This is a genomic window from Prosthecobacter vanneervenii (assembly GCF_014203095.1).
GTDB lineage: Bacteria > Verrucomicrobiota > Verrucomicrobiia > Verrucomicrobiales > Verrucomicrobiaceae > Prosthecobacter > Prosthecobacter vanneervenii.
Genome location: NZ_JACHIG010000009.1, coordinates 17,341 through 35,485, shown reverse-complemented (window position 1 = coordinate 35,485; position 18,145 = coordinate 17,341). Strand labels below are relative to the sequence as shown.

Below are 18,145 nucleotides of genomic sequence, written 5' to 3'. Positions count from 1 at the left end.
CGCCGCAACTGAGTTTCTGAATCGCGTTGACCACACGAAGACCTTGGGACCAGAACCCAGTTGCGGCGCAACTGGGCTACTTCCGCAGCGCCCGCATCAGCGCGTCCATCTCTTCGTTCACATCTCCCGCATGGCCAAGCGTCTGCGCGATCTCTACCTTCACGGTTTCGCGAAAACGCTTCCGCAAACGATGCACGGCCACCTTCATGGCTTCGATGCTCATGCCTAGCTTCGCAGCGGCTTCGCTCTGCGGAGCGGCATCGCCTTCGGCCGTCAGCCAGGGTTTCAGTGTCTCAAACTGCGTTGATTTGCCATCCTCGCGCATGTCACGTTCCAGCTGCGCCAGCGCACGCGCCAGCAGCGTCAGCGCCCATTCACGGTCAAAGGCCACATCCGGTGATTCGATGCTCGCATCCGCGATCTGCAGTCCCGCGCCGGTCTGCTCAGAGCCGCCGTCGATCACCGCATGCACCTGCCCGCCTCCACGCTTGGCCGCATGGTCCCGGTCTCGTTGATTGGCGGCAAAGCGTTTCAACACCATGAGCAGATAGCTCCGGAATTTCCCACGCAGCGGATCGGCCCCGTCAATCGTCCCGCCCTCAAGCAGCTTGGCAAAGAAGTCATGCGCCAGATCCCGTGCCACATCCTCGGCACGCCCGTCGCGCCGCAGAAAGGCCACCACCGGCGCATAGTAGGCCGCGCACAGCTCGCTCAGCGCCGCTTTCGCCTGCGGGTCCTCGCCACGCGAACGGGAGACGAGCGTCCAGCGCGTGTCATGGAAGGAGGAGGTCATGGGAGGGGCGGGGTCTTCACGTGAGTAAAAGTCACGCTTTGGATCTTGCGGCTGCGAAACTGAAAAGACTCCACTTCGCTGAGAGACACCCGGAAGCTCCGTCGCTGAACGATGTTCCCTCCGCTTCCAGCCCACGACAGATCAAGCGACCCGGTGCTGCCGCCGTTTTTCAGCCGCGCCACGGCATCATAGAGAGTGTCGTAGGAACCCATGGACCATGAGACAAAAGCCAGATGCCGGGAGTCGTCTCCAGGCCCGGCAAGCATGCAGTCCTTGCTCAGCCACATCGCCCCCTGCCAGGTGGATGGGATCACTTTGCCAGGCTGCCATGGACCGATGGAGTACCGCAGGGTGATCTGGACTTCCGAAGGCAGCCTGCCAACGCGCCCAGGACTGAGCACATAGCCGAGCAGTGGATTATTTCGCCCCGCCAGACCATTGCCCTGCCCCATGAGGCTGCCATCGCGATCTTTTAACGGCAGGCCGCTCGCATCACTGATTTCCACCCCGACCGCGCTGTAAGGATCAAAGTCCGGATGTTCAAACCACATCTGCAGCCAGCAGTCTTCAGCACCAGCAGAGCACATGGAATCTCCCGATGATTCGGTGACGAGACGGCGGGATTTTTCATCGTACAGCGGCTTTCCATCCGGAGAATACAGCGGCCATTCCCAGCTTTGCTGGTTCCGCTGCAGCCGCACAAAGCGCAGCACGGGCTTTTGCTCCAGAGCACGGGCGGTGCCTTCCACCACAGGCGGCGGTGAGGCGTTAGGCGCTTCCGGCCCCACATCCGCGCCCGCCTTCCACGCCTCCCTGGGCCAGTACGAAAACAGCATCTTGCCGATGATCTTATCCCACGGCATGAAGAACTCCTCCTTGCTGCTGCCACGCTTCAGCCGCAGGCCCTTGGGCTCCACTGCCACCACGCGGCCCAGCCACGTCTGGCCGCTCTCATGGGCATAGGCAATCAGATCTCCTGGCGCGAAGCCGGTGTTGAGGCGTGAGGCCAGCCACCAGCTGCCTTTGGCCACGCCGGGCTCATTGCCATGGGGGATGGAATAGGACGCGCAGATGAAGGCCTTGATGAAAAAGCCCAGCACCAGCGCCGGTAGCAGCAGTTCAAGATTTCGCGCCAGCCGGTGTGGCTTGATCTCCGGCCCGCCCACCGGATGGCGGCGCATCCATACCAGCGTGGAGATCACCGAAGCCGCCACGCCGGCAAGTGTGAGCGTGAGCGCAGCCCAGGCATACGCATCCTGATGGCGCGGCAGCTGGTAAAAGCCCGCCAGCCCTGCTCCCACGATGGTGAGCGACCAGCCAAAGAGCTGCTTGCCAAAGACAGCGTTCACATCATACCAGCGCTGATCGGAGACAAAGGCGGAAGGCAGGCGCACGCCGTAGAGGGAGTTCATGGGCACCAGCCGCAGCCACAGCGGCAGGCTCATGCCCGCCAGGATGAGTCCCACGACTCCGATTGCAGATGCGATAAAGATGGGCGCGCTTATTCCCGCCACGCCCGCGTGCAGCCAGTGGCTGAACATCCACGCCAGGGCTCCAAAGACCAGCAGCATGGCAGGCAGCGTCCATAGCACTCGAGAGGGGCGCTCATACCAGGGGGTGGCATTCCTGCTGCTCCCCAGTGCCTCAAACTCCAGCTGCCTGCGCGCCCACCATGGCACGAGGACTGAGGGCAGCATCAGCGGCAGCCACAGGAAGGCCCCAAAGCTCATCCACCCGGAGGTGTCTGACATCCAGCGCAGCGCGGCGGGCAGCTCGGCAAAGGCTTGGTACACATGCGGCGCGTACACCTGGCCGCCCAGCCCATGCTGGGCGATGACATAGCCTCCGTGCGCGTACCATCCGAAAGCCGTGCCCCCCAGCGCCTGCCAGCCGATGGCCGCACCGCCTGAGGCCAGCGTGCCGATGCTGAGCCCGCCCAGGGCAAACACCAGCGCCAGCGCCAGCCCGCCCCAGCAGACCAGCCCCACCGCCATGCCCCCGATGGCCACCACGCCCACGGCCATGCCGCCGCAGGCAAAGATGCCACGAGCCTGCCCGCCAAAAGCCACCACGCCCACGGCCTTGTCTCCCAGGGCAAAGAAGCCGCGCGCTACGCGCTTGCGCCCGGTGGCGGGATCGATGCCGGAGGTCACATGCAGCAGCGGCATGCCAAAGAGCGTGCGCCTGGTCTTGTATTCAAAGCTTTGAAACTGCCACGCCACTGAGCGCCGCATCTGAGGTGGCAGGCTGGCCACACCTTCGATTTGTGTCTTAAACTCCCCCGCACTCTGCTGGCGGCGCTCGCGCTCTTTGGCCAGAGCCCTGAAGACGATCTCGTCCATGCCGCCGTTCACCGCCGCCTTTTCAGAGGGGGCGGCAAAGCGGCCGAGCGGCAGCTCTCCGGTGAGCATCTCGTAAAACACCACGCCCAGGCTGTAGATGTCTGCGCGGTGGTCCACCGTGGCGGGCTTTTCGATCTGCTCCGGCGCCATGTAGGGGGCAGTGCCCAGCCGCGCGCCGCTCTGCGTCAGCAGCATGGAGTCGCCGCCTTTTTCATCCAGGATCTTGGCGATGCCAAAGTCCACGATCTTCACCCGGCCCTGCGCATCCAGCAGGATGTTCTCCGGCTTGATGTCGCGGTGCAGCACGCCCTGGCTGTGGGCATACTGCAGCGCCTCGCACATCACGGGCACGATGCCCAGCGCCTGCTCCGGTGTGAAGCGCCCGGCACGCATGGCCTGGCGCAGGTTTACACCATCGACGTATTCCATGATGAGGTAACAGAAGCCTCCGCTCTCGCCAAAATCATGCACCGTCACGATGCCCGGATGGCTCAGCCGCGCCAGCACACGGCCCTCCCGTGTAAATCGCTCCGCAAAGCCGGGCGTCGCCGCCAGCGACTTGGGCAGCACTTTCAGCGCCACGATGCGGTCCAGCCTCGGCTGGCGCGCCTTGAAAACCGCGCTCATGCCGCCGTGGCCGATGAGATCCAGGATTTCGAGATCAGGAAACGCAGCCGCGATTTCCGCCACAGAGGGCAGGTCGGCGCGGGAGAGTGGCAGTGTGTCCGCGCCGCCGTCGGTCGGCATGGCTGCTGCGGCCATGAGGTCGGCGGGGTTCAGCCCATGAAAGGGATCAGAGGAGGAAGGGGGAGAGTCCATGATACCGGCTGCATGGGGAATGTGGCGGCGCAGGTTACACAAGATCATGCGGGGCTGGCCAGAAACTTCAGCAAGGCGGCTGGAATCCTTTCTTGCCTAACGCTGGCGAAAACGGCAAACTCCGCCCCAACCTCTTTCCCACCAACCCCGCCATGCGCCGCCACGCGCTGCCCAGCCTTTTCCTGCTCCTCATGTCCATTTCCGGTCTGTCATCTGCCGCCAGCGTGGAATCCCGAACCTGGGGTAAAACACCGGCGGGCGAGGAGGTCCAGCTCTTCACGCTGAAAAACACCGGCGGTCTGGAAGCGCAAATTTGCACCTGGGGCGGCTACATCGTCACGCTGAAGGCGCCGGATAAAAAAGGAGCTCTCGCGGATGTGACGCTGGGCTTTGACAGCCTGGACGGCTACCTCGGCAAGAACCCCTTTTTTGGCTGTATTACCGGTCGCTACGCCAACCGCATCGGCGGGGCAAAGTTCACCCTCGATGGCGTGGAATACTCCGTAACGGCCAACTCTGGCAAACACCAGCTTCACGGCGGCAAGGCAGGCTTTGACAAGAAACTCTGGGCCGCCAAGGCGGTTAAGGATGGGGTGGAACTCAGCTACACCAGCCCCGATGGCGAGGAAGGCTACCCCGGCACCCTGAAGTGCACCGTGACCTACACCCTCACGCCTGACAACGGCCTGAAGATCGACTACGCGGCCACCGCGGACAAGGCCACTGTGCTGAACCTGACCAACCACGCCTACTTCAACCTCTCCGGCGAAGGCAGCGGCGACATCCTCGGCCACCAGCTGACGATTCCCACCGAACAGATCACCGCCACGGACGATGACCTCATTCCCACCGGCGAGATCGCCAGCATCAAGGGCACGCCGTTGGACTTCACCACTCCGCATGCCATCGGCGAGCGCATCGGCGCGGACTTCAAGCCTCTCGTGCAGGGCATCGGCTACGACCATAACTACGTCCTCCAGGGCAGCGGCCTGAAGCTGGCAGCCATCGTCAAAGACACCGCCAGCGGTCGCGTGATGACCGTGCGCACCACGGAGCCCGGGGTGCAGCTCTACACCGGCAATCATCTCAATGGCGTGCCGGGCAAGGGTGGGCATATTTATGCAAAGCGGCATGGTTTCTGCCTGGAAACGCAGCATTATCCCGATAGCCCGAATCATCCCAGCTTCCCCGGCACGACCCTGCGTCCGGGCGAAACCTTTCAGAGCACCACGATTTACCAGTTTTCTGCCGAGTGAGCGCCCCCACCACCACCGTCCTGACCGATCGCGTCCCCCTGCTTGAAACCCAGCCCCCTGCTTTCATCCAGGAGCAGGACTTTGCCGCCCGGCAGTACCGCGGCCGCCGGGACAATCAGGAGGACTACTATGCCTTTGCCGATGCGGCGGAGCCCGAGGAGCGCAGCCTGGAGCGCCTGCTTCTGGTGGTGGGAGACGGCCTCGGCGCGCATGCCGGTGGCAGCGTGGCCAGCTACATCGGGGTGAACGCCTTTGTCCGTGCCTACCACGAGCAGGACGGTCCCAACTCCTGGAAGCTCCGCCACGCCGTGGAGGTGGCGAATGAGACGCTAGGCTTCATCACCAGCCGCATGCCCAGCGTGGCCCCGCCCATGGGTACCACGATGGTGGGCGTGCTCATCACCCCCAAAACCTTGGAGTGGATCAGTGTGGGGGATTCCCCGCTCTTCCTCTTCCGCGATGGCGAGCTCATCCGCCTGAATGCGGACCACAGCCTTTCCCCCATCATCGACGCCCGCGCCGCACGCGGAGAGATCACCCGCGAGGAGGCGGAAAACCACCCCGACCGCCACACGCTGCAGGCCGCCCTCATGGGCATGCCGCTGGCCCTCATCGACGCCCCGCCGGAGCCGCTGGTGCTGAAAAAAGGAGACATCGTCATCGCCGCCAGCGACGGCATCTTTACCCTCACTCACAAGGCGCTGGAGGAGCTGCTCAGCTTTGGCAAGCACACCACGGCCGACAAGATCTCCGACGCCATCATCTTTGCCATCCGCCGCATCAACAACGACCGCCAGGACAACACGACGGTGGGTGTGGTGAAGATCAGCTAGGAGTGAAAGGAACTTGAGGAAGTGGCGCGCCTTCGTGCCATCTCCTGGCTTACTCCCTTGCCCTTGAGTCGATGCAGATGGTTACAGGGCCGTCATTCACCAGCGCCACCTTCATGTCCGCTCCGAAGATGCCACGTGCCACCGGTCTGCCCATCTCCGTCTCCAGCAGGGCGAGAAACTGCTCGTAGAGCGGGATAGCAATCTCCGGCCGCGCCGCGCGGATGAAGCTGGGGCGGTTTCCTTTCTTGGTGCTGGCATGCAGCGTGAACTGGCTCACCACCAGCAGATCGCCGCCCACGTCTTTCACACTGAGGTTCATCTTTCCCTCCGCATCGCCAAAGACCCGCATCTGCGTCACCTTTTGCACCAGCCAGGTCAGGTCATCGAGTGTGTCCTCGCCTTCAATCCCGGCCAGGATCATGAACCCGGTGCCAATCTGGCCGGTGATGCTGCCATCCACAGTGACGGAAGCAGAGGAGACGCGTTGGAGTACGAGGCGCATGGGTTATTGACGTTCAATCCACCGATACGCCGCCAGCGAGTTCTTCCAGAAATACTTTTCACATGCCTCGCTGCCCTTGCTGCGGAAGAACTCGTCCACGACCTTGAAGACGACATCATAGGATGCGCCTTTGTCGGAGACGGGCCAGTCGCTGCCGTAGATGAGGCGGTCGGGGCCGAAGGATTCCCAGAGATGATCGAGAATGGGGAGGTAGTAGGCGGTATCCTGCGGAGCCTTGCCGTACTCACATTTCACCTGTTCCACCAGCGCGGAGACTTTCATGAGGACGTTCGGCAGCTTGGCCACGGCACGGATGTTTTCCTTCCACTCGGGGCGCAGAGACTGAGGATCGCCGGAGGCTCCGAGGTGATTGATGACGATGCGCAGGTCCGTCACATCAGTGGCCAGCTTGGCGGCATGTGGCAGATAGGTGGGGCCGCCATTGAGGTCCAGCTCCAGGCCATGCTCAGCCAATGCCTTGGCACCAGCCAGCACAGCATTCTGCTTTGTCGTGTCCTGCAAATGTGTGCCACTCCAGCGCACACCACGAAAGATGGGATTGGCGGCAAAGCGCTTCAGATGGTCAGCGAATGCATCGCCCGGATCGAGATGCCCCACAAAGCCCACGATGCTCTTCTCCTTCGCGGCCAGATCGAATATCCACTGGTTGTCCTCCACCAGCGGGCTGGCTTCGACCACGACGGTTTCCTTCACGCCATGCGGTGCAGCCACAGCCAGCCAGTCGGCAGGCAGCACGGTGCGGTAGAGTGGTGATCCTTTGCCAGGCCATGGCACGCCACCTGGCCGCGAGGGATCATAGAAATGAGTGTGCGTGTCGACGATGCGCGTGGCTGGCGCTGCGGCCGGCGCAGATTCATGCAGCAAGGCAGCGGCAGCGGTGGTCTGGAGAAAACGACGGCGGTTCATGCGGAGATGGGTGAACAAACGTCACACGATCTCAATACTGTGCGGCAAAAGATCGAGCGTGCGGAAGAGTGCGCCTTTCGTCCGCGCGTGCACGCGCAGCAGCACATCGCCCGCCTGCACCTGCGTGCCGGTCTTGGCGATCTGGTCGCAGCCCACGGCGTAGTCGATAGGATCGGCGGCCTTGGAGCGTCCGGCCCCCAGCTCCAGCACGGCCTGGCCGATGCCTCCTGCATCCATCTTTGTCAGTGTGCCGCTGGCAGTGGCCTTGAGTTCGCCGATGAAGGGGGCACGATGCACGGAGGTCATCTTTTCCAGTGTCTCCACATTGCCGCCCTGGGCCTGCACCATCTTTTGAAACTTCAGCCACGCTTCACCCCGGTGCAGCATGGCGCGCAGTTCGGCGCGGGGGGAGATGGAAACGGCGGAGGCCAGATCCAGCACGATGTCCTCCAGGTCCTGCGGGCCTTCGCCCTTCAAGCAGCGCACGCATTCGGCCACCTCCAGCGCATTGCCGGCGGACTCTCCGGTGGGCTCATTCATGGCGCTAAGGCGAACGCTGGAGCGCACTCCCATGGCCTGGCCCACGGTCACGAGGCTCTGGGCCAGATGATGGGCGTCCGCCTCCGTTTTCATGAAGGCGCCGCTGCCCCACTTCACATCCAGCACCAGGCGGTTGAGACCCTCGGCCAGCTTCTTGCTCATGATGCTGGCGGTGATGAGCGGAATGCTTGGCACCGTGCCGGTCACATCCCGCAGGGCGTAGAGCTTCTTGTCCGCCGGGCAGATGCCGGCGGTCTGCCCCACCATCACGCAGCCGATGCGGTCGATCACGTTGTGAATCTCCACCTCGTTGAGCTGCGTGCGGAAGCCGGGGATGCTCTCCAGCTTGTCCAGCGTGCCGCCGGTGATGCCGAGGCCCCGGCCGGAGATCATGGGCACCCAGACGTTGTCACAGGCCAGCAGCGGCGCGAGAATGAGGGAGGTCTTGTCGCCGATGCCGCCGGTGCTGTGCTTGTCCACACGCATGGGGTCATGGTCATTCCACAGCAGCATGGTGCCGCTGTGCAGCATGGCCTCCGTCAGCGCGGCGGTCTCCTCCGGCGTCATGCCGCGGAAGTAGATGGCCATGGCCAGCGCGCTCATCTGGTACTCCGGCATGTCTCCGCGAGTGAAGGCGTCGATCACATGGCGGATGTCTCCGGAGGAAAGAACGCCGCCGTCGCGCTTGTGCTCGATGAGGGTCGGAATGTGCATGGAGCATGCTTGCTTCCGGCCTGCCTGTTTGGCAATGCCGGAGTGGTTTTGTTGGTATGCTGCAACTGGGTTCCGCTGTGTCCATGCTTTACGTGGTTTCTCAGCGCGGATTGTACTGCGTCAGTGCTCGTTCTAGCTCCTGCTCTGGCAGGTGCCATCAGTGTCATACCACGCACAGCAGAAAACGGGTCTCATGGGTGGAAGCCAGCATCCCATGCTCCCGGCCTCTGGCGTAGAGGGATCGTCCCGATCCCTCACGCTTTCGCATCTCCCTGCATTCTCGCGTCTCCACCTTCAGACCTGTTTTTATCGCATCAGGGTGTAGATCTGTTCTCGAAAAGCCAGTCACATTGCCATAGCGGTGCAGGGGCCCCATCGACTGCGTTAGTCGCTTGCCTGGTATCTTCAAATACCAGGTGGCGCTCCCGCCTTTCCACTGCGGCCGATGCGCTCGCTGGTTCACTCGGACAATCTTTTCGAGAACAGGTCGAATGACCCGCCGTGAGGTCGCCATGCTGAAAGTCGCGGTTTTCTTTCGCGAAGTGGTTGTTCAAGCCTTCATGGTAGTGCTGCACCTTGTGCTAGCAGGTGCTGCCTGAATGATGCCATGGGTGTCTCGCATAGCTGCGAAAGCCATGGGCTCATGGATAGGCAGGCGTAATTAGAATCTGATGTTGTAGAGCGGCAAGGTGCTCCCGGTCTGCACACGGAATTCGCGATTCACAACGCAGGGCACTTTGTCCAAAGCCAGAATCTCCTTGGTGTAGCGGGCGTTGGCGTCGGGGCTGGCCTCCACATGAATCATGTTTCCGGCAGCATCCTGGATGATGAAGACATAGCCGTGAGTTTTGACACCATAGCGGTCGCTGGGATCCTGGCTGTACGTAAGATGCACAGGTGGCGTGGTATAGACCATTTTTGACTGTGCGCGGATGTTTATCTCAAAGTTCACTTTCTGCAGCACGATCAAATGATCGTCGGAATCGCTGAGGTTTCGGGCCAGAGTGATGGCGGTGCCGCGGGCATTTTCCAGGTCGCGCCGCACCTCCTGGTTGCTGAGGTTGAAAGTGTAAGTGACCTCCACGGTTCGCAGGTCGCCGTCGGATGCGCCCCGCGTGTTCTTGGCTGGCAGCGTCTGGCAGACCAGCCGGTATTTCTGCGATGGAGCCGCTGCCGGAGCTGGCGCAGGAGCCGGTGGTGCTGCTGCTGTGGCCGGAGTGGTCCCATGCTGCTCCTGCCAGCGGGAAATGTACGCGTTGTCCTCCTTGCAGAGTGTCTTGCGGCTGACGGTGAGAGTCTGCTGATCGTCGGCGCGTTTCAGCGTCACGCTGTCACCGGAGACAGCGGTGATCTCCGCCTCCAGCAGCGAGCCCGCGAGGCTGACAAACACGCGGTTCTCCGCAGCAGCCAAAGGTGCTGTGACGAACGATAGTAAGAGCAGGCAGAGAAAGCGCATGGCCGCGAGAAAGTAGGGCTGAGCCCTATTTTGCCCGAAATGTGGCGTGCTTTCAAGCCTCCCGCAGCAGGATGGCATCCACATTGATGCCGTCATATAGCGCATCACTGAGGATGACCAGAGGGTCTCCATGCTTGATGAGTTTTTCACGACGCAGGAGTTCCAGCGCGTTGCGGATGGCCGCCTCAGGGTCGCCTTCGGCAAACTGCAGCACAAAGGGGTTTACCCCGCGTGCCGTGACAAGTGTGCGGCTCACGTGCAGGTTGGGTGTAAAGGCAAAGATGGGCGCAAACTCCGGACGCTGATGCGCCAGCAGATGCGCCATGACGCCACGGATGGTGAAGACGAGCAGCTTGCTGCCGGGAATGCTGTTGGCCAGTGTGATGGCGGCCTTCACGGTCTTGTGCTTGTTGGTCTTCAGCGGGGCATCACTGGCAAAGCGTCCGGAGGGATACTTTTGCTCGATGCGGCTGATGACGGTGTCCAGCACCTCCACGCACTTCTCAGGATAGCGGCCTACGCTGGTTTCGCCGCTGAGCATTACGCAGTCCACCTGCTCGATCACGGCATTGAAAATATCCGTGACTTCCGCGCGGGTTGGCACGGGGTTTTCGATCATGCTCTCAAGCATCTGCGTGGCCACGATGACCTTTCGGCCGTGGTAGGAGCAGCGCTCCACGATCTGGCGCTGGATCAGCGGCAGGTCTTCAATGGGGCACTCGCTGCCGAGATCCCCGCGGGCGATCATGATGCCTCCAGATGCCTCCACCAGCGCGTCGATGTTGTCGATGGCCTGCTGGTTCTCGATTTTGGCGATGACGCGCGCCTTGCTCTGTTTCTGCTCCAGCAGAAGCTGCAGGTGCTGCAGGTGGCCGGGCTCCCGCGCAAAGCTGAGGGCAAAGAAATCCACGCCCAACTCCACCCCGAGGTCGAGGTCTGCGTAGTCCTTTTGCGTGAGCGGGGGCAGGCGCACCGGTACGCCGGGCAGATTGATATGGCGGCGGGATTTCATCTCGCCTTTCGTCATCACGGTGCCGATGACGCGCACGGTGGAGACTTCGGTGGCCTTCACCTGAATCATGCCTCCATCGACCATGATGGTGTCGCCGATTTTGAGGTCCTTGCCCAGCTCCGGGTAGTTCACAGTGACGGAATACTTGGTGGTGGCGGGGGCCTCCGGCTTGCAGCGAAACTCCACAGTGTCTCCCACCTGCAGCTGCCAGGGCTGCTCCACATCTCCGGTGCGTATGCTCGGGCCGGTCAGGTCCATGAGCACGGCGATCTCCCGCTTGGAGGCGGCGGCGGCCTCCCGCACGCGGCCATAGACGGTGCGCACCCAGTCATGCGAGGCATGGCTCATGTTCAGGCGGATCACATCCGCTCCTTTCGCGATTAGATTAGCCAGGACTTCAGGACTCTCCGTGGCAGGCCCGAGAGTGCAGAGGATTTTGGTTTTGCGCATGGTTGGCATATTGAGAGCAGGTGACGGGCCAGCGTTGGCCCTGTCTTGCTGCCGCGCAACACTTAGAAGGCAAAGAGTGCGTTGTAATTCGTTGAGATGATTCCTTGCAATTCATCCACACCCATCCCCCGAACCCTGGCCAGCAGCTCGTAGCTCACGCGCAGGTTGGCCGGATGATTCAGCGCCTTGCCATTAGCTGTGTGCAGCGGATGGGGGTTGAGCTCGTCCGGCGGCCACATGTCGGGGGCGTCGGTTTCGGCAAGAAGGCGGTCCAGGGGAACCTTGGCGAAGGTCTCCAATTGCGCGGCTTTGCGCGAGTGCCCAAAGTAGGGACTGAGGGAGAAGTAGGCGCCCATTTTGACAAAGCTCGGAATCATCTCCGCAGGGCCGCCGTAGGAGTGCAGCAGGAATCCACGGCGTGGCAGCGGGGTGCTGCGCAGCGTCTCCTCCAGCAGGCCAAAGGCGCGCAGGCAGTGGATGATGGCGGGGCGGTCCAGCTCCACGGCCAGGGCCAGCTGCGTGCGCAGACAGTCGAGCTGGGCCTCGATGTCCGGGTTCTCGATCCAGCGGTCCAGGCCGATCTCTCCCACCACAGCTTTGGGGTGGGATACCAGAAAATGCCGCAATGTGGTGGCCCATTCAGGTGTGCGCTCTTTGACATACCACGGGTGCAATCCAAAGGCCGGGCGCACCCACGAGTGCTGGCGCGCCAGCTCCGCCACAGCGGGCCAGTCCTCCTCGCAGGAGCCATTCACGATCATCTCCGCCAGCCCGGTCTGCGGCATGCCTGCAATGATCTCCGCCCGCCATGGTTCAAGGCGGTCGTCCTGCAGGTGATTGTGGGCGTCGTAGAGCATAAAGCAGCCCAGTTGCGCCGCAACTGGGGAGGGCTGGCGCAAACAGCCATGCATCCGGACATTCGCAAACGGGCGTTGATGCGGACGCGCTTTAATTGCAGCGGCATAGCAAGACTGCTCTAAACAAAAAAGCCCGCGCATGCTGTGGAGCACACGCGGGCGTTTGAATCAGTCGCGCCTCAGTTGTTGGGCACCATGAGGAGCTTGGTGTCTCCCTTGCTCCACACGCGCAGCAGCACGGTGTTTTCGCTGTTCTTCGCCAGGGCGCGGGCCTCGGCGGCATTGGCCACGGGCTTGCGGTTCACGTGGGTGATCACGTCGTTCTCCGCCACACCCATGGCGGCGGCGCGGCTGTCGGGCTCCAGCTTGGTGACGATGACGCCGCTGACGCTGGCGGGTACGTCGTGGCGCTCGCGCAGGGCGGGGGTCAGAGTCTGCACGGTCACGCCGGTGACGAGCTCGCCGATGTTGTCCTTGGCCGGGCCGCCCTGGCCGGGGCGGGGCAGCATGCGGCTGCCGCCGTTTTCAGAGAGGGCCTCCTCTGGCAGGGCCTCCAGGGTGGCGGTGAGAGTGATCTTCTTGCCGCCGCGCATCACCTCGATGGGGATCTGCGATCCGGGCTTGGCACTGCTGACGATGAGTCGCAGGCGGCTGCTGTTGTCCACCCTCTGGTTGTTGATGGAGACGATGACGTCCTCCAGCTGCACACCGGCTTTTTCGGCAGGAGATTCCGAGCCCACCATCATCACGACAGCGCCGCCCTGCTCCTTGATGCCAAGGCGCTCGGCCAGGGCTGCGTCCAAGTCGGCGATCTGCACGCCGAGAAAGCCGCGCTGCACTGCGCCGTCGTCCAGCAGGTCCTCGACGATGTTGAGGGCCATGTTGATCGGGATGGCAAAGCCGATGCCGGCATTCATGCCGCTGCGGGAGAGAATGGCGGTGCTGATGCCCACCACACGGCCCATGCCGTCCACCAGCGGGCCGCCGGAGTTGCCGGGATTGATGGAGGCATCCGTCTGGATGAAGTCCTCATAGCCCTGCACGCGGGTGCGGCCGTTGTTCTTGCCCACGATGCCCTCATTGCTGCGGCCCAGGGCGCTGACGATGCCCTGCGTCACGGAGCGGCTGAGCTCCATGGGCGCACCGGCTGCCAGCACGATGTCTCCCACGCGCAGCTTGGAGCTGTCTCCCAGCGTGGCGGGCTTGAGGCCCTTGGCGTCGATCTTGATCAGCGCCACGTCTGTCAGCGGATCGGTGCCTATCACCTCGGCCTTGTAGGTCTTGGTGGCGCCGTTTTCATCCAGGGAAACCTCGATCTTTTTGGCGTCGGCCACCACGTGGTTGTTGGTGATGATGTAGCCGTCTTGCGTCACGATCATGCCGGAGCCGACACCGCGCTCCTGGTGGGCGTCGTCATCCTGGGGGATCTGCGGGCGCTGGGGCTGCTGCGGCTGGCCACGGCGGCGCGGGTTGGGATTCGGCGCGGGCTCATCGTCCTCATTCATGCCGCCAAAACCGTCCGGGCCGCCAAAGAAGCGGTAAAAGAAGGGGCGCAGCTGCGGCGGGATCTGGTCCACGCCCGGGGTCTTGATGGGGGTGGAGGAGTAGATGGTCACCACGCTGGGCAGGATCTTGTCCACCACGCTGGCGTAGCTCATCTGCAGCTGCCCGTTATTGGGCAGGGGGCTGTTGTCCTTGAGGATTTTGCCGGAAAACTCCGAGGGCGGCTGTCCCTTTTGGTCCGCAGGCGGCATCAGCGTGGGCGTTGACACAGCCTTCTCGGTCGGAGGGAGCGGTGCCACTGCCTGCTGGGCTTGGAGGCCGGAGAGGCCTGCGGCCAGCACACCGGCACAGGTGAACGCGATACAGAAGCGGGGATGAGTCTTCATGAGTGGTGCGGAGGTTGGTTTTTGGGGCTGGCACTGCGGACGTGCCGCAGTGCTTTCAGACGGGGGATACCGGGTAATGTTGAACAATTCCGTCGGAAAGAAAGGGGCTCTTTCATGGCGATGGCTGGCAGGAAAAACCCACGGCAGCGATCTTGTTGCGCATAACAGAATGTTTTTTCATGGCCGTCACCCACAGGTCCCACGAGTGAATTCTCGGGGGGTTGAGGAGATGCAGGAGTAACGCTGGCGGAGCGGGAATGGATGTCCGCTCCGCGCTTAGGGGCGGCTTACTTCCGCGCCTCGGCCAGGGCCTTGTCCATCACTTCCTTGATCGTGACTTCAGCACCGCCGCGGCGTTTGCTCTCATCGGCGGCTTCCATGAAGGCGTAGATCTCCAGGGTTTCCTCGGGGGTCACGGGGGCCACGCCGGTGCGGAAGAAGTGAACGGCGGCGTAGAGCAGGGGATCATAGCCGTCGTAGGTGCCGATGTCGGCCTCGCCTTTCTCGCCAATGGCCTTGCCGCCGTAGCCTTTGGACTCGGTAAAGGTGCCGGTGCGGCCACCTTCCCAGGTGCCGGTCACGGTGATGCGGCTGACGGTCTGCTTGCTCTCCTTCTTGGTGGCCTTGTCCACGGTGGTCACTTCCTCCATCACGGTGCCGCGCTTCACGCTTTGGCAGCCGGTGCCCATGACGGTAAAGAGGGACTCCACACCGTGGATGCCGTACCAGAAGAGGTCAGGGTGGTGCTCCTCCAGGCTGGCGGGGCTGGTGGTATTGGCCTTCTGCACTTTGCCCACGCTGCCACCGCGCACGGCCTTGGTGCCTTTGCCAAAGCGCAGGGAGGATGACGAGAAGACCGGGATGCTGGCCTTCTTGGAGGCGTCGAGGATCTTGATGGCGTCCACCAGCGTGCCGGCGATGGGCTTGTCGATGAAGACGGGCTTGTGCGCCTCCAGGCACGGCAGCACCTGCTCCAGGTGCACGCGGCCGTCATTGGACTCCAGAAAGACCACGTCCACCTTGTCCAGCAGGTCGTGGATGCTGGGCACGATCTCCACGCCCATGGCCTTCACCTTCTCCGTGTACTCCGGCACGCGCTGGGTGCTGGAGGGAATGTCCTTGGACCCCTGCGGATACGCGGCCACCAGGCGCACGCCCATGACCTCCGGCTTCTGCGGCGTGGTGTTCAGCGTCTTGGTGAAGGCCAGCACGTGGGAGGTGTCCAGCCCGATGATGCCCGCACGGATGTTCTGGGCGCTGGCTGGGGAGGAGAGAAGCGCGAGTGCGCCGACGGCGAAGAGCAAGGAGCGAATCATGGCGCAGGACTACGCCGCGCACGGCACGGCCTTTCGCCGCCGTTTTGGACACCCAACGCCCTGCGTAGGAGAAACCGCCCCCGAGAAGCACAAAAGCACGGAAACAGGTGCGAAAAAGCAGTGGGCAGAGTTTGCAGTGGTTTGCGGTTGTTGGCGATGGTTTGCTATAGCTGTGCAAGCGCGGAGCTCTAGGCGAGTATGTGTCGCTATGTCGCTACGTTTCTATGCGCTTGTGCTCGCGCGCGTTTTCGCACTCTGGCAAACCACTGCAAACAATCGCAAACGACAGCCAACCATGGCAAGCCTCCCTCACTTCCCCCCCACGCAATACACCGCCTGATTGCTGCGCAGGATCAGCCTGTCCCCGCTCACGGCGGGCGTGCCGTGGAAGTAGGTGGTGTCCTTGGCAAATTCGTTCGTGCCCAGGAGTTGGTACTTCGGGCTGGCGGCCAGGATGAAGGTGCCGTTGCGGCGGGAGACGCACACCAGCTTGTCGCCGAGCAGCACGGGCGAGGCGTAGAAGGGCTTGCCACCACCGCGCGAGCCCATGGTCACGCGCTCGCGATAAACGGCTTCGCCGGTCTTGGCGTCGATGCACAGGGCGAAGCCCTGATCATTGATGACATAAAGATAGCCGTCTTTGTACACGGGAGTGGGCACGTAGGTGCTGGAGCTGCTGTCCCACAGAACGGCAGAAGTGCCGAGATCGCCCTTGGCACCCGGCTTCACGCTGATGCCCACGCTGCGGGTGGAGGGGAAGCCGCCAAAGACAAACACCTGCCCCGCAGCTCCGGGAACAATGCTTGGGGAGACATTGCCGGTCAGACCGTGCGCGGCATACCAGCGCAGCTTGCCGGTTTCGGGATTCATGCCCCAGAGCTCCTGCGGGATGGCGATCACGAGGTCATCCACGCCGTCGTGCTTGAGGATGCTGGGCGTGCCGTAGGCCATGCCGTAGTCGCCCTCGGCCTTCCACAGCACCTTGCCGGTCAGCTTGTCCAGGCCGTAGAGGAGCTGGGATTCATCGCTGGCGTTTACGATGAGCACATTACCATGCAGGATGGGGCTGGCGCCTGAGCCCCAGCGGCGCTGGCCGGAGCTGGTGCCGCAGGAGGTCTGCCAGAGCTTTTTGCCCTGAAGGTCAAAGGCTAGAGCCCCGGTCTTGCCATAGAAGACATACACGCGCTCGCCATCCGTCACGGGGGTCTGCGTGGCATAGCCGTGCTCGGTGATGAAGCCTTGAAATGGATCTTCCGCAGCCGCGCTGGGCACTTTGGCATCCCATAGGATCTTGCCATCGGCGCGGTTCAGGCACACGAGGTGGCGCGTGAGCTGGCGCATGTCGTTCGCACCCTCCTTGTCGCCATAACCGCTCCAGCAGGTGACGAAGACACGCTCTCCGGAGACGATGGGGCTGGAGGAGCCCGGGCCGGGCATGGCGGCCTTCCAGAGCAGGTTTTCCGTGTCGCTCCACTTCAGCGGGATCTTCGATTCGCCCACCACCGCCGCCCCCGTGGGTCCGAGAAAGCGCGGCCAGTCTGTGCCTGCGGTAGCCGCAGAAAGCAGCGCAGGAGCCGCCAGCGCAAAGGCGGAGGCAAGAGAGCGAACGAGAGGGAAAGTGTAGGAGCGAGAGTGGATGCGGGAGCAAAGCGGAGTCATGTCGGCATCCCTTAACCCTGAGCGCGGAGAAAAGTTACGCGTGGAATGCGGAGGGCTGATCAAGCCAGTTGAAAGTCCAGCCTTCAGCCGCCATCTTCAAAGCATGAGCTTCTTTGAATCTGCGGCCGTGCTGGAGGATCCCCGGCATCTGACTCTGGGCAGCCCAGTCCCTGAAGTGTTCTCGCGCCACTGTCGTGTCATAGTCATGTTTGATAGTGAAGTACAGAAAACGTGGCCGCAGGGCTTCCTCGAAGAGATCCACATTGATGATGCTGCGTTTGAGCGTCCGGCTCAGGGGACAGCGCCCGCCATCGCACCGCTGGATGCATGAAGGTGCTGCTGGATACCAATATCTGCATCGCCCTGATGAAGGGGCGTGAAAAAACGGTGCAGCGGCTGCAACTGCTCCAGCCCTCGGATTGCGCCATTTCCACGGTGACGGCCTTTGAGTTGCTCACCGGAGTGCTCAAATGCCAGAATCCCGTCGGTGAGCGCGCCAAAGTGATGCGCCTGATGTCTCTGGTGCCTGTGCTGCCGTTTGATGAGGCAGCAGCTGTTAGGGCGGCAGAGGTGCGTGCCTATCTCGAGTCCATCGGCAAAGTGTGCGGTCCCTACGACATGCTGCTCGCTGGGCACGCCTTGTCTCAGGGGCTGAGTATGGCGACGAACAACGTGGGCGAGTTTTCACGTGTTCCAGGATTGCAGGTCGAGGACTGGCTGGCTTGAGGGTTAAGAGTAGAACAACGAAGATGGGCGTAATCGAGGAATGATCTGATGATC

General features: G+C 62.5%; 15 protein-coding genes. 4 read left to right on the top strand and 11 right to left on the bottom strand.

Annotated features, from left to right (window positions below; genetic code table 11):
• Window positions 1-76 precede the first annotated feature (76 nt).
• Both HNQ65_RS18845 and HNQ65_RS18840 read right to left on the bottom strand, forming a co-directional pair.
• Window positions 77-793, bottom strand: coding sequence for an RNA polymerase sigma factor (locus tag HNQ65_RS18845; RefSeq protein WP_184341851.1), 717 nt, complete (start codon window positions 791-793; stop codon window positions 77-79).
• Window positions 790-3,954 (bottom strand): serine/threonine-protein kinase, encoded by a 3,165-nt coding sequence (locus tag HNQ65_RS18840; protein ID WP_184341849.1) that lies wholly within the window; start codon window positions 3,952-3,954, stop codon window positions 790-792. The genes HNQ65_RS18845 and HNQ65_RS18840 overlap by 4 nt, the downstream gene beginning before the upstream one ends.
• A gap of 152 nt (window positions 3,955-4,106) precedes the next feature.
• Here HNQ65_RS18840 and HNQ65_RS18835 point away from each other — a divergent pair, with 152 nt between their 5' ends.
• Both HNQ65_RS18835 and HNQ65_RS18830 read left to right on the top strand, forming a co-directional pair.
• Window positions 4,107-5,210: an aldose epimerase family protein gene (locus HNQ65_RS18835; RefSeq protein ID WP_184342278.1), complete on the top strand. Its 1,104-nt coding sequence runs from the start codon at window positions 4,107-4,109 to the stop codon at window positions 5,208-5,210.
• On the top strand, window positions 5,207-6,043 hold the full coding sequence (locus tag HNQ65_RS18830; RefSeq protein WP_184341847.1) for a protein phosphatase 2C domain-containing protein: 837 nt from the start codon (window positions 5,207-5,209) through the stop codon (window positions 6,041-6,043). Before HNQ65_RS18835 ends, HNQ65_RS18830 begins: the two co-directional genes overlap by 4 nt.
• 49 nt (window positions 6,044-6,092) lie before the next feature.
• Here the strand turns inward: HNQ65_RS18830 and dtd are convergent, their stop codons facing one another.
• From dtd to HNQ65_RS18785, 9 genes are all read right to left on the bottom strand, one after another.
• Window positions 6,093-6,545, bottom strand: coding sequence for a D-aminoacyl-tRNA deacylase (gene dtd, locus HNQ65_RS18825; protein WP_184341845.1), 453 nt, complete (start codon window positions 6,543-6,545; stop codon window positions 6,093-6,095).
• Between the two features lie 3 nt (window positions 6,546-6,548).
• Window positions 6,549-7,472 (bottom strand): amidohydrolase family protein, encoded by a 924-nt coding sequence (locus tag HNQ65_RS18820; protein ID WP_184341842.1) that lies wholly within the window; start codon window positions 7,470-7,472, stop codon window positions 6,549-6,551.
• Between the two features lie 21 nt (window positions 7,473-7,493).
• Window positions 7,494-8,726: a thymidine phosphorylase gene (locus tag HNQ65_RS18815; RefSeq protein ID WP_184341840.1), complete on the bottom strand. Its 1,233-nt coding sequence runs from the start codon at window positions 8,724-8,726 to the stop codon at window positions 7,494-7,496.
• A gap of 661 nt (window positions 8,727-9,387) precedes the next feature.
• On the bottom strand, window positions 9,388-10,182 hold the full coding sequence (locus tag HNQ65_RS18810; RefSeq protein WP_184341838.1) for a hypothetical protein: 795 nt from the start codon (window positions 10,180-10,182) through the stop codon (window positions 9,388-9,390).
• Between the two features lie 52 nt (window positions 10,183-10,234).
• Window positions 10,235-11,644 (bottom strand): pyruvate kinase, encoded by a 1,410-nt coding sequence (gene pyk / locus HNQ65_RS18805; RefSeq protein ID WP_246438424.1) that lies wholly within the window; start codon window positions 11,642-11,644, stop codon window positions 10,235-10,237.
• A 62-nt stretch (window positions 11,645-11,706) separates the two neighbouring features.
• Window positions 11,707-12,501, bottom strand: coding sequence for a TatD family hydrolase (locus tag HNQ65_RS18800; RefSeq protein ID WP_184341834.1), 795 nt, complete (start codon window positions 12,499-12,501; stop codon window positions 11,707-11,709).
• Window positions 12,502-12,680: 179 nt separating this feature from the next.
• Window positions 12,681-14,390, bottom strand: a complete 1,710-nt coding sequence (locus tag HNQ65_RS18795; RefSeq protein WP_184341832.1) for a Do family serine endopeptidase — start codon at window positions 14,388-14,390, stop codon at window positions 12,681-12,683.
• 287 nt (window positions 14,391-14,677) lie between these two features.
• A complete protein-coding gene (locus HNQ65_RS18790) occupies window positions 14,678-15,706 on the bottom strand; it encodes a Gfo/Idh/MocA family protein (protein ID WP_184341830.1) in 1,029 nt (342 codons plus the stop codon).
• A 309-nt stretch (window positions 15,707-16,015) separates the two neighbouring features.
• Entirely contained in the window at window positions 16,016-17,365 is a 1,350-nt protein-coding gene (locus HNQ65_RS18785; RefSeq protein ID WP_184341828.1) for an outer membrane protein assembly factor BamB family protein, read from the bottom strand.
• Between the two features lie 103 nt (window positions 17,366-17,468).
• Between HNQ65_RS18785 and HNQ65_RS18780 the strand changes: the two genes are divergently transcribed.
• Window positions 17,469-17,696 (top strand): hypothetical protein, encoded by a 228-nt coding sequence (locus HNQ65_RS18780; protein WP_184341826.1) that lies wholly within the window; start codon window positions 17,469-17,471, stop codon window positions 17,694-17,696.
• On the top strand, window positions 17,693-18,091 hold the full coding sequence (locus HNQ65_RS18775) for a PIN domain-containing protein (RefSeq protein ID WP_184341824.1): 399 nt from the start codon (window positions 17,693-17,695) through the stop codon (window positions 18,089-18,091). The genes HNQ65_RS18780 and HNQ65_RS18775 overlap by 4 nt, the downstream gene beginning before the upstream one ends.
• Window positions 18,092-18,145: the final 54 nt, after the last annotated feature.

Bases quoted from the DNA above. Each gene is read 5' to 3' on its own strand.
- HNQ65_RS18845 (WP_184341851.1), bottom strand. From the start codon at position 793: ATGACCTCCTCCTTCCATGACACGCGCTGGACGCTCGTCTCCCGTTCG.
- HNQ65_RS18795 (WP_184341832.1), bottom strand. From the start codon at position 14,390: ATGAAGACTCATCCCCGCTTCTGTATCGCGTTCACCTGTGCCGGTGTG.
- HNQ65_RS18815 (WP_184341840.1), bottom strand. From the start codon at position 8,726: ATGCACATTCCGACCCTCATCGAGCACAAGCGCGACGGCGGCGTTCTT.
- HNQ65_RS18785 (WP_184341828.1), bottom strand. From the start codon at position 17,365: ATGACTCCGCTTTGCTCCCGCATCCACTCTCGCTCCTACACTTTCCCT.
- HNQ65_RS18820 (WP_184341842.1), bottom strand. From the start codon at position 7,472: ATGAACCGCCGTCGTTTTCTCCAGACCACCGCTGCCGCTGCCTTGCTG.
- HNQ65_RS18780 (WP_184341826.1), top strand. From the start codon at position 17,469: ATGAGCTTCTTTGAATCTGCGGCCGTGCTGGAGGATCCCCGGCATCTG.
- pyk (WP_246438424.1), bottom strand. From the start codon at position 11,644: ATGCGCAAAACCAAAATCCTCTGCACTCTCGGGCCTGCCACGGAGAGT.
- HNQ65_RS18790 (WP_184341830.1), bottom strand. From the start codon at position 15,706: ATGATTCGCTCCTTGCTCTTCGCCGTCGGCGCACTCGCGCTTCTCTCC.
- HNQ65_RS18840 (WP_184341849.1), bottom strand. From the start codon at position 3,954: ATGGACTCTCCCCCTTCCTCCTCTGATCCCTTTCATGGGCTGAACCCC.
- HNQ65_RS18810 (WP_184341838.1), bottom strand. From the start codon at position 10,182: ATGCGCTTTCTCTGCCTGCTCTTACTATCGTTCGTCACAGCACCTTTG.
- dtd (WP_184341845.1), bottom strand. From the start codon at position 6,545: ATGCGCCTCGTACTCCAACGCGTCTCCTCTGCTTCCGTCACTGTGGAT.
- HNQ65_RS18800 (WP_184341834.1), bottom strand. From the start codon at position 12,501: ATGCTCTACGACGCCCACAATCACCTGCAGGACGACCGCCTTGAACCA.
- HNQ65_RS18835 (WP_184342278.1), top strand. From the start codon at position 4,107: ATGCGCCGCCACGCGCTGCCCAGCCTTTTCCTGCTCCTCATGTCCATT.
- HNQ65_RS18775 (WP_184341824.1), top strand. From the start codon at position 17,693: ATGAAGGTGCTGCTGGATACCAATATCTGCATCGCCCTGATGAAGGGG.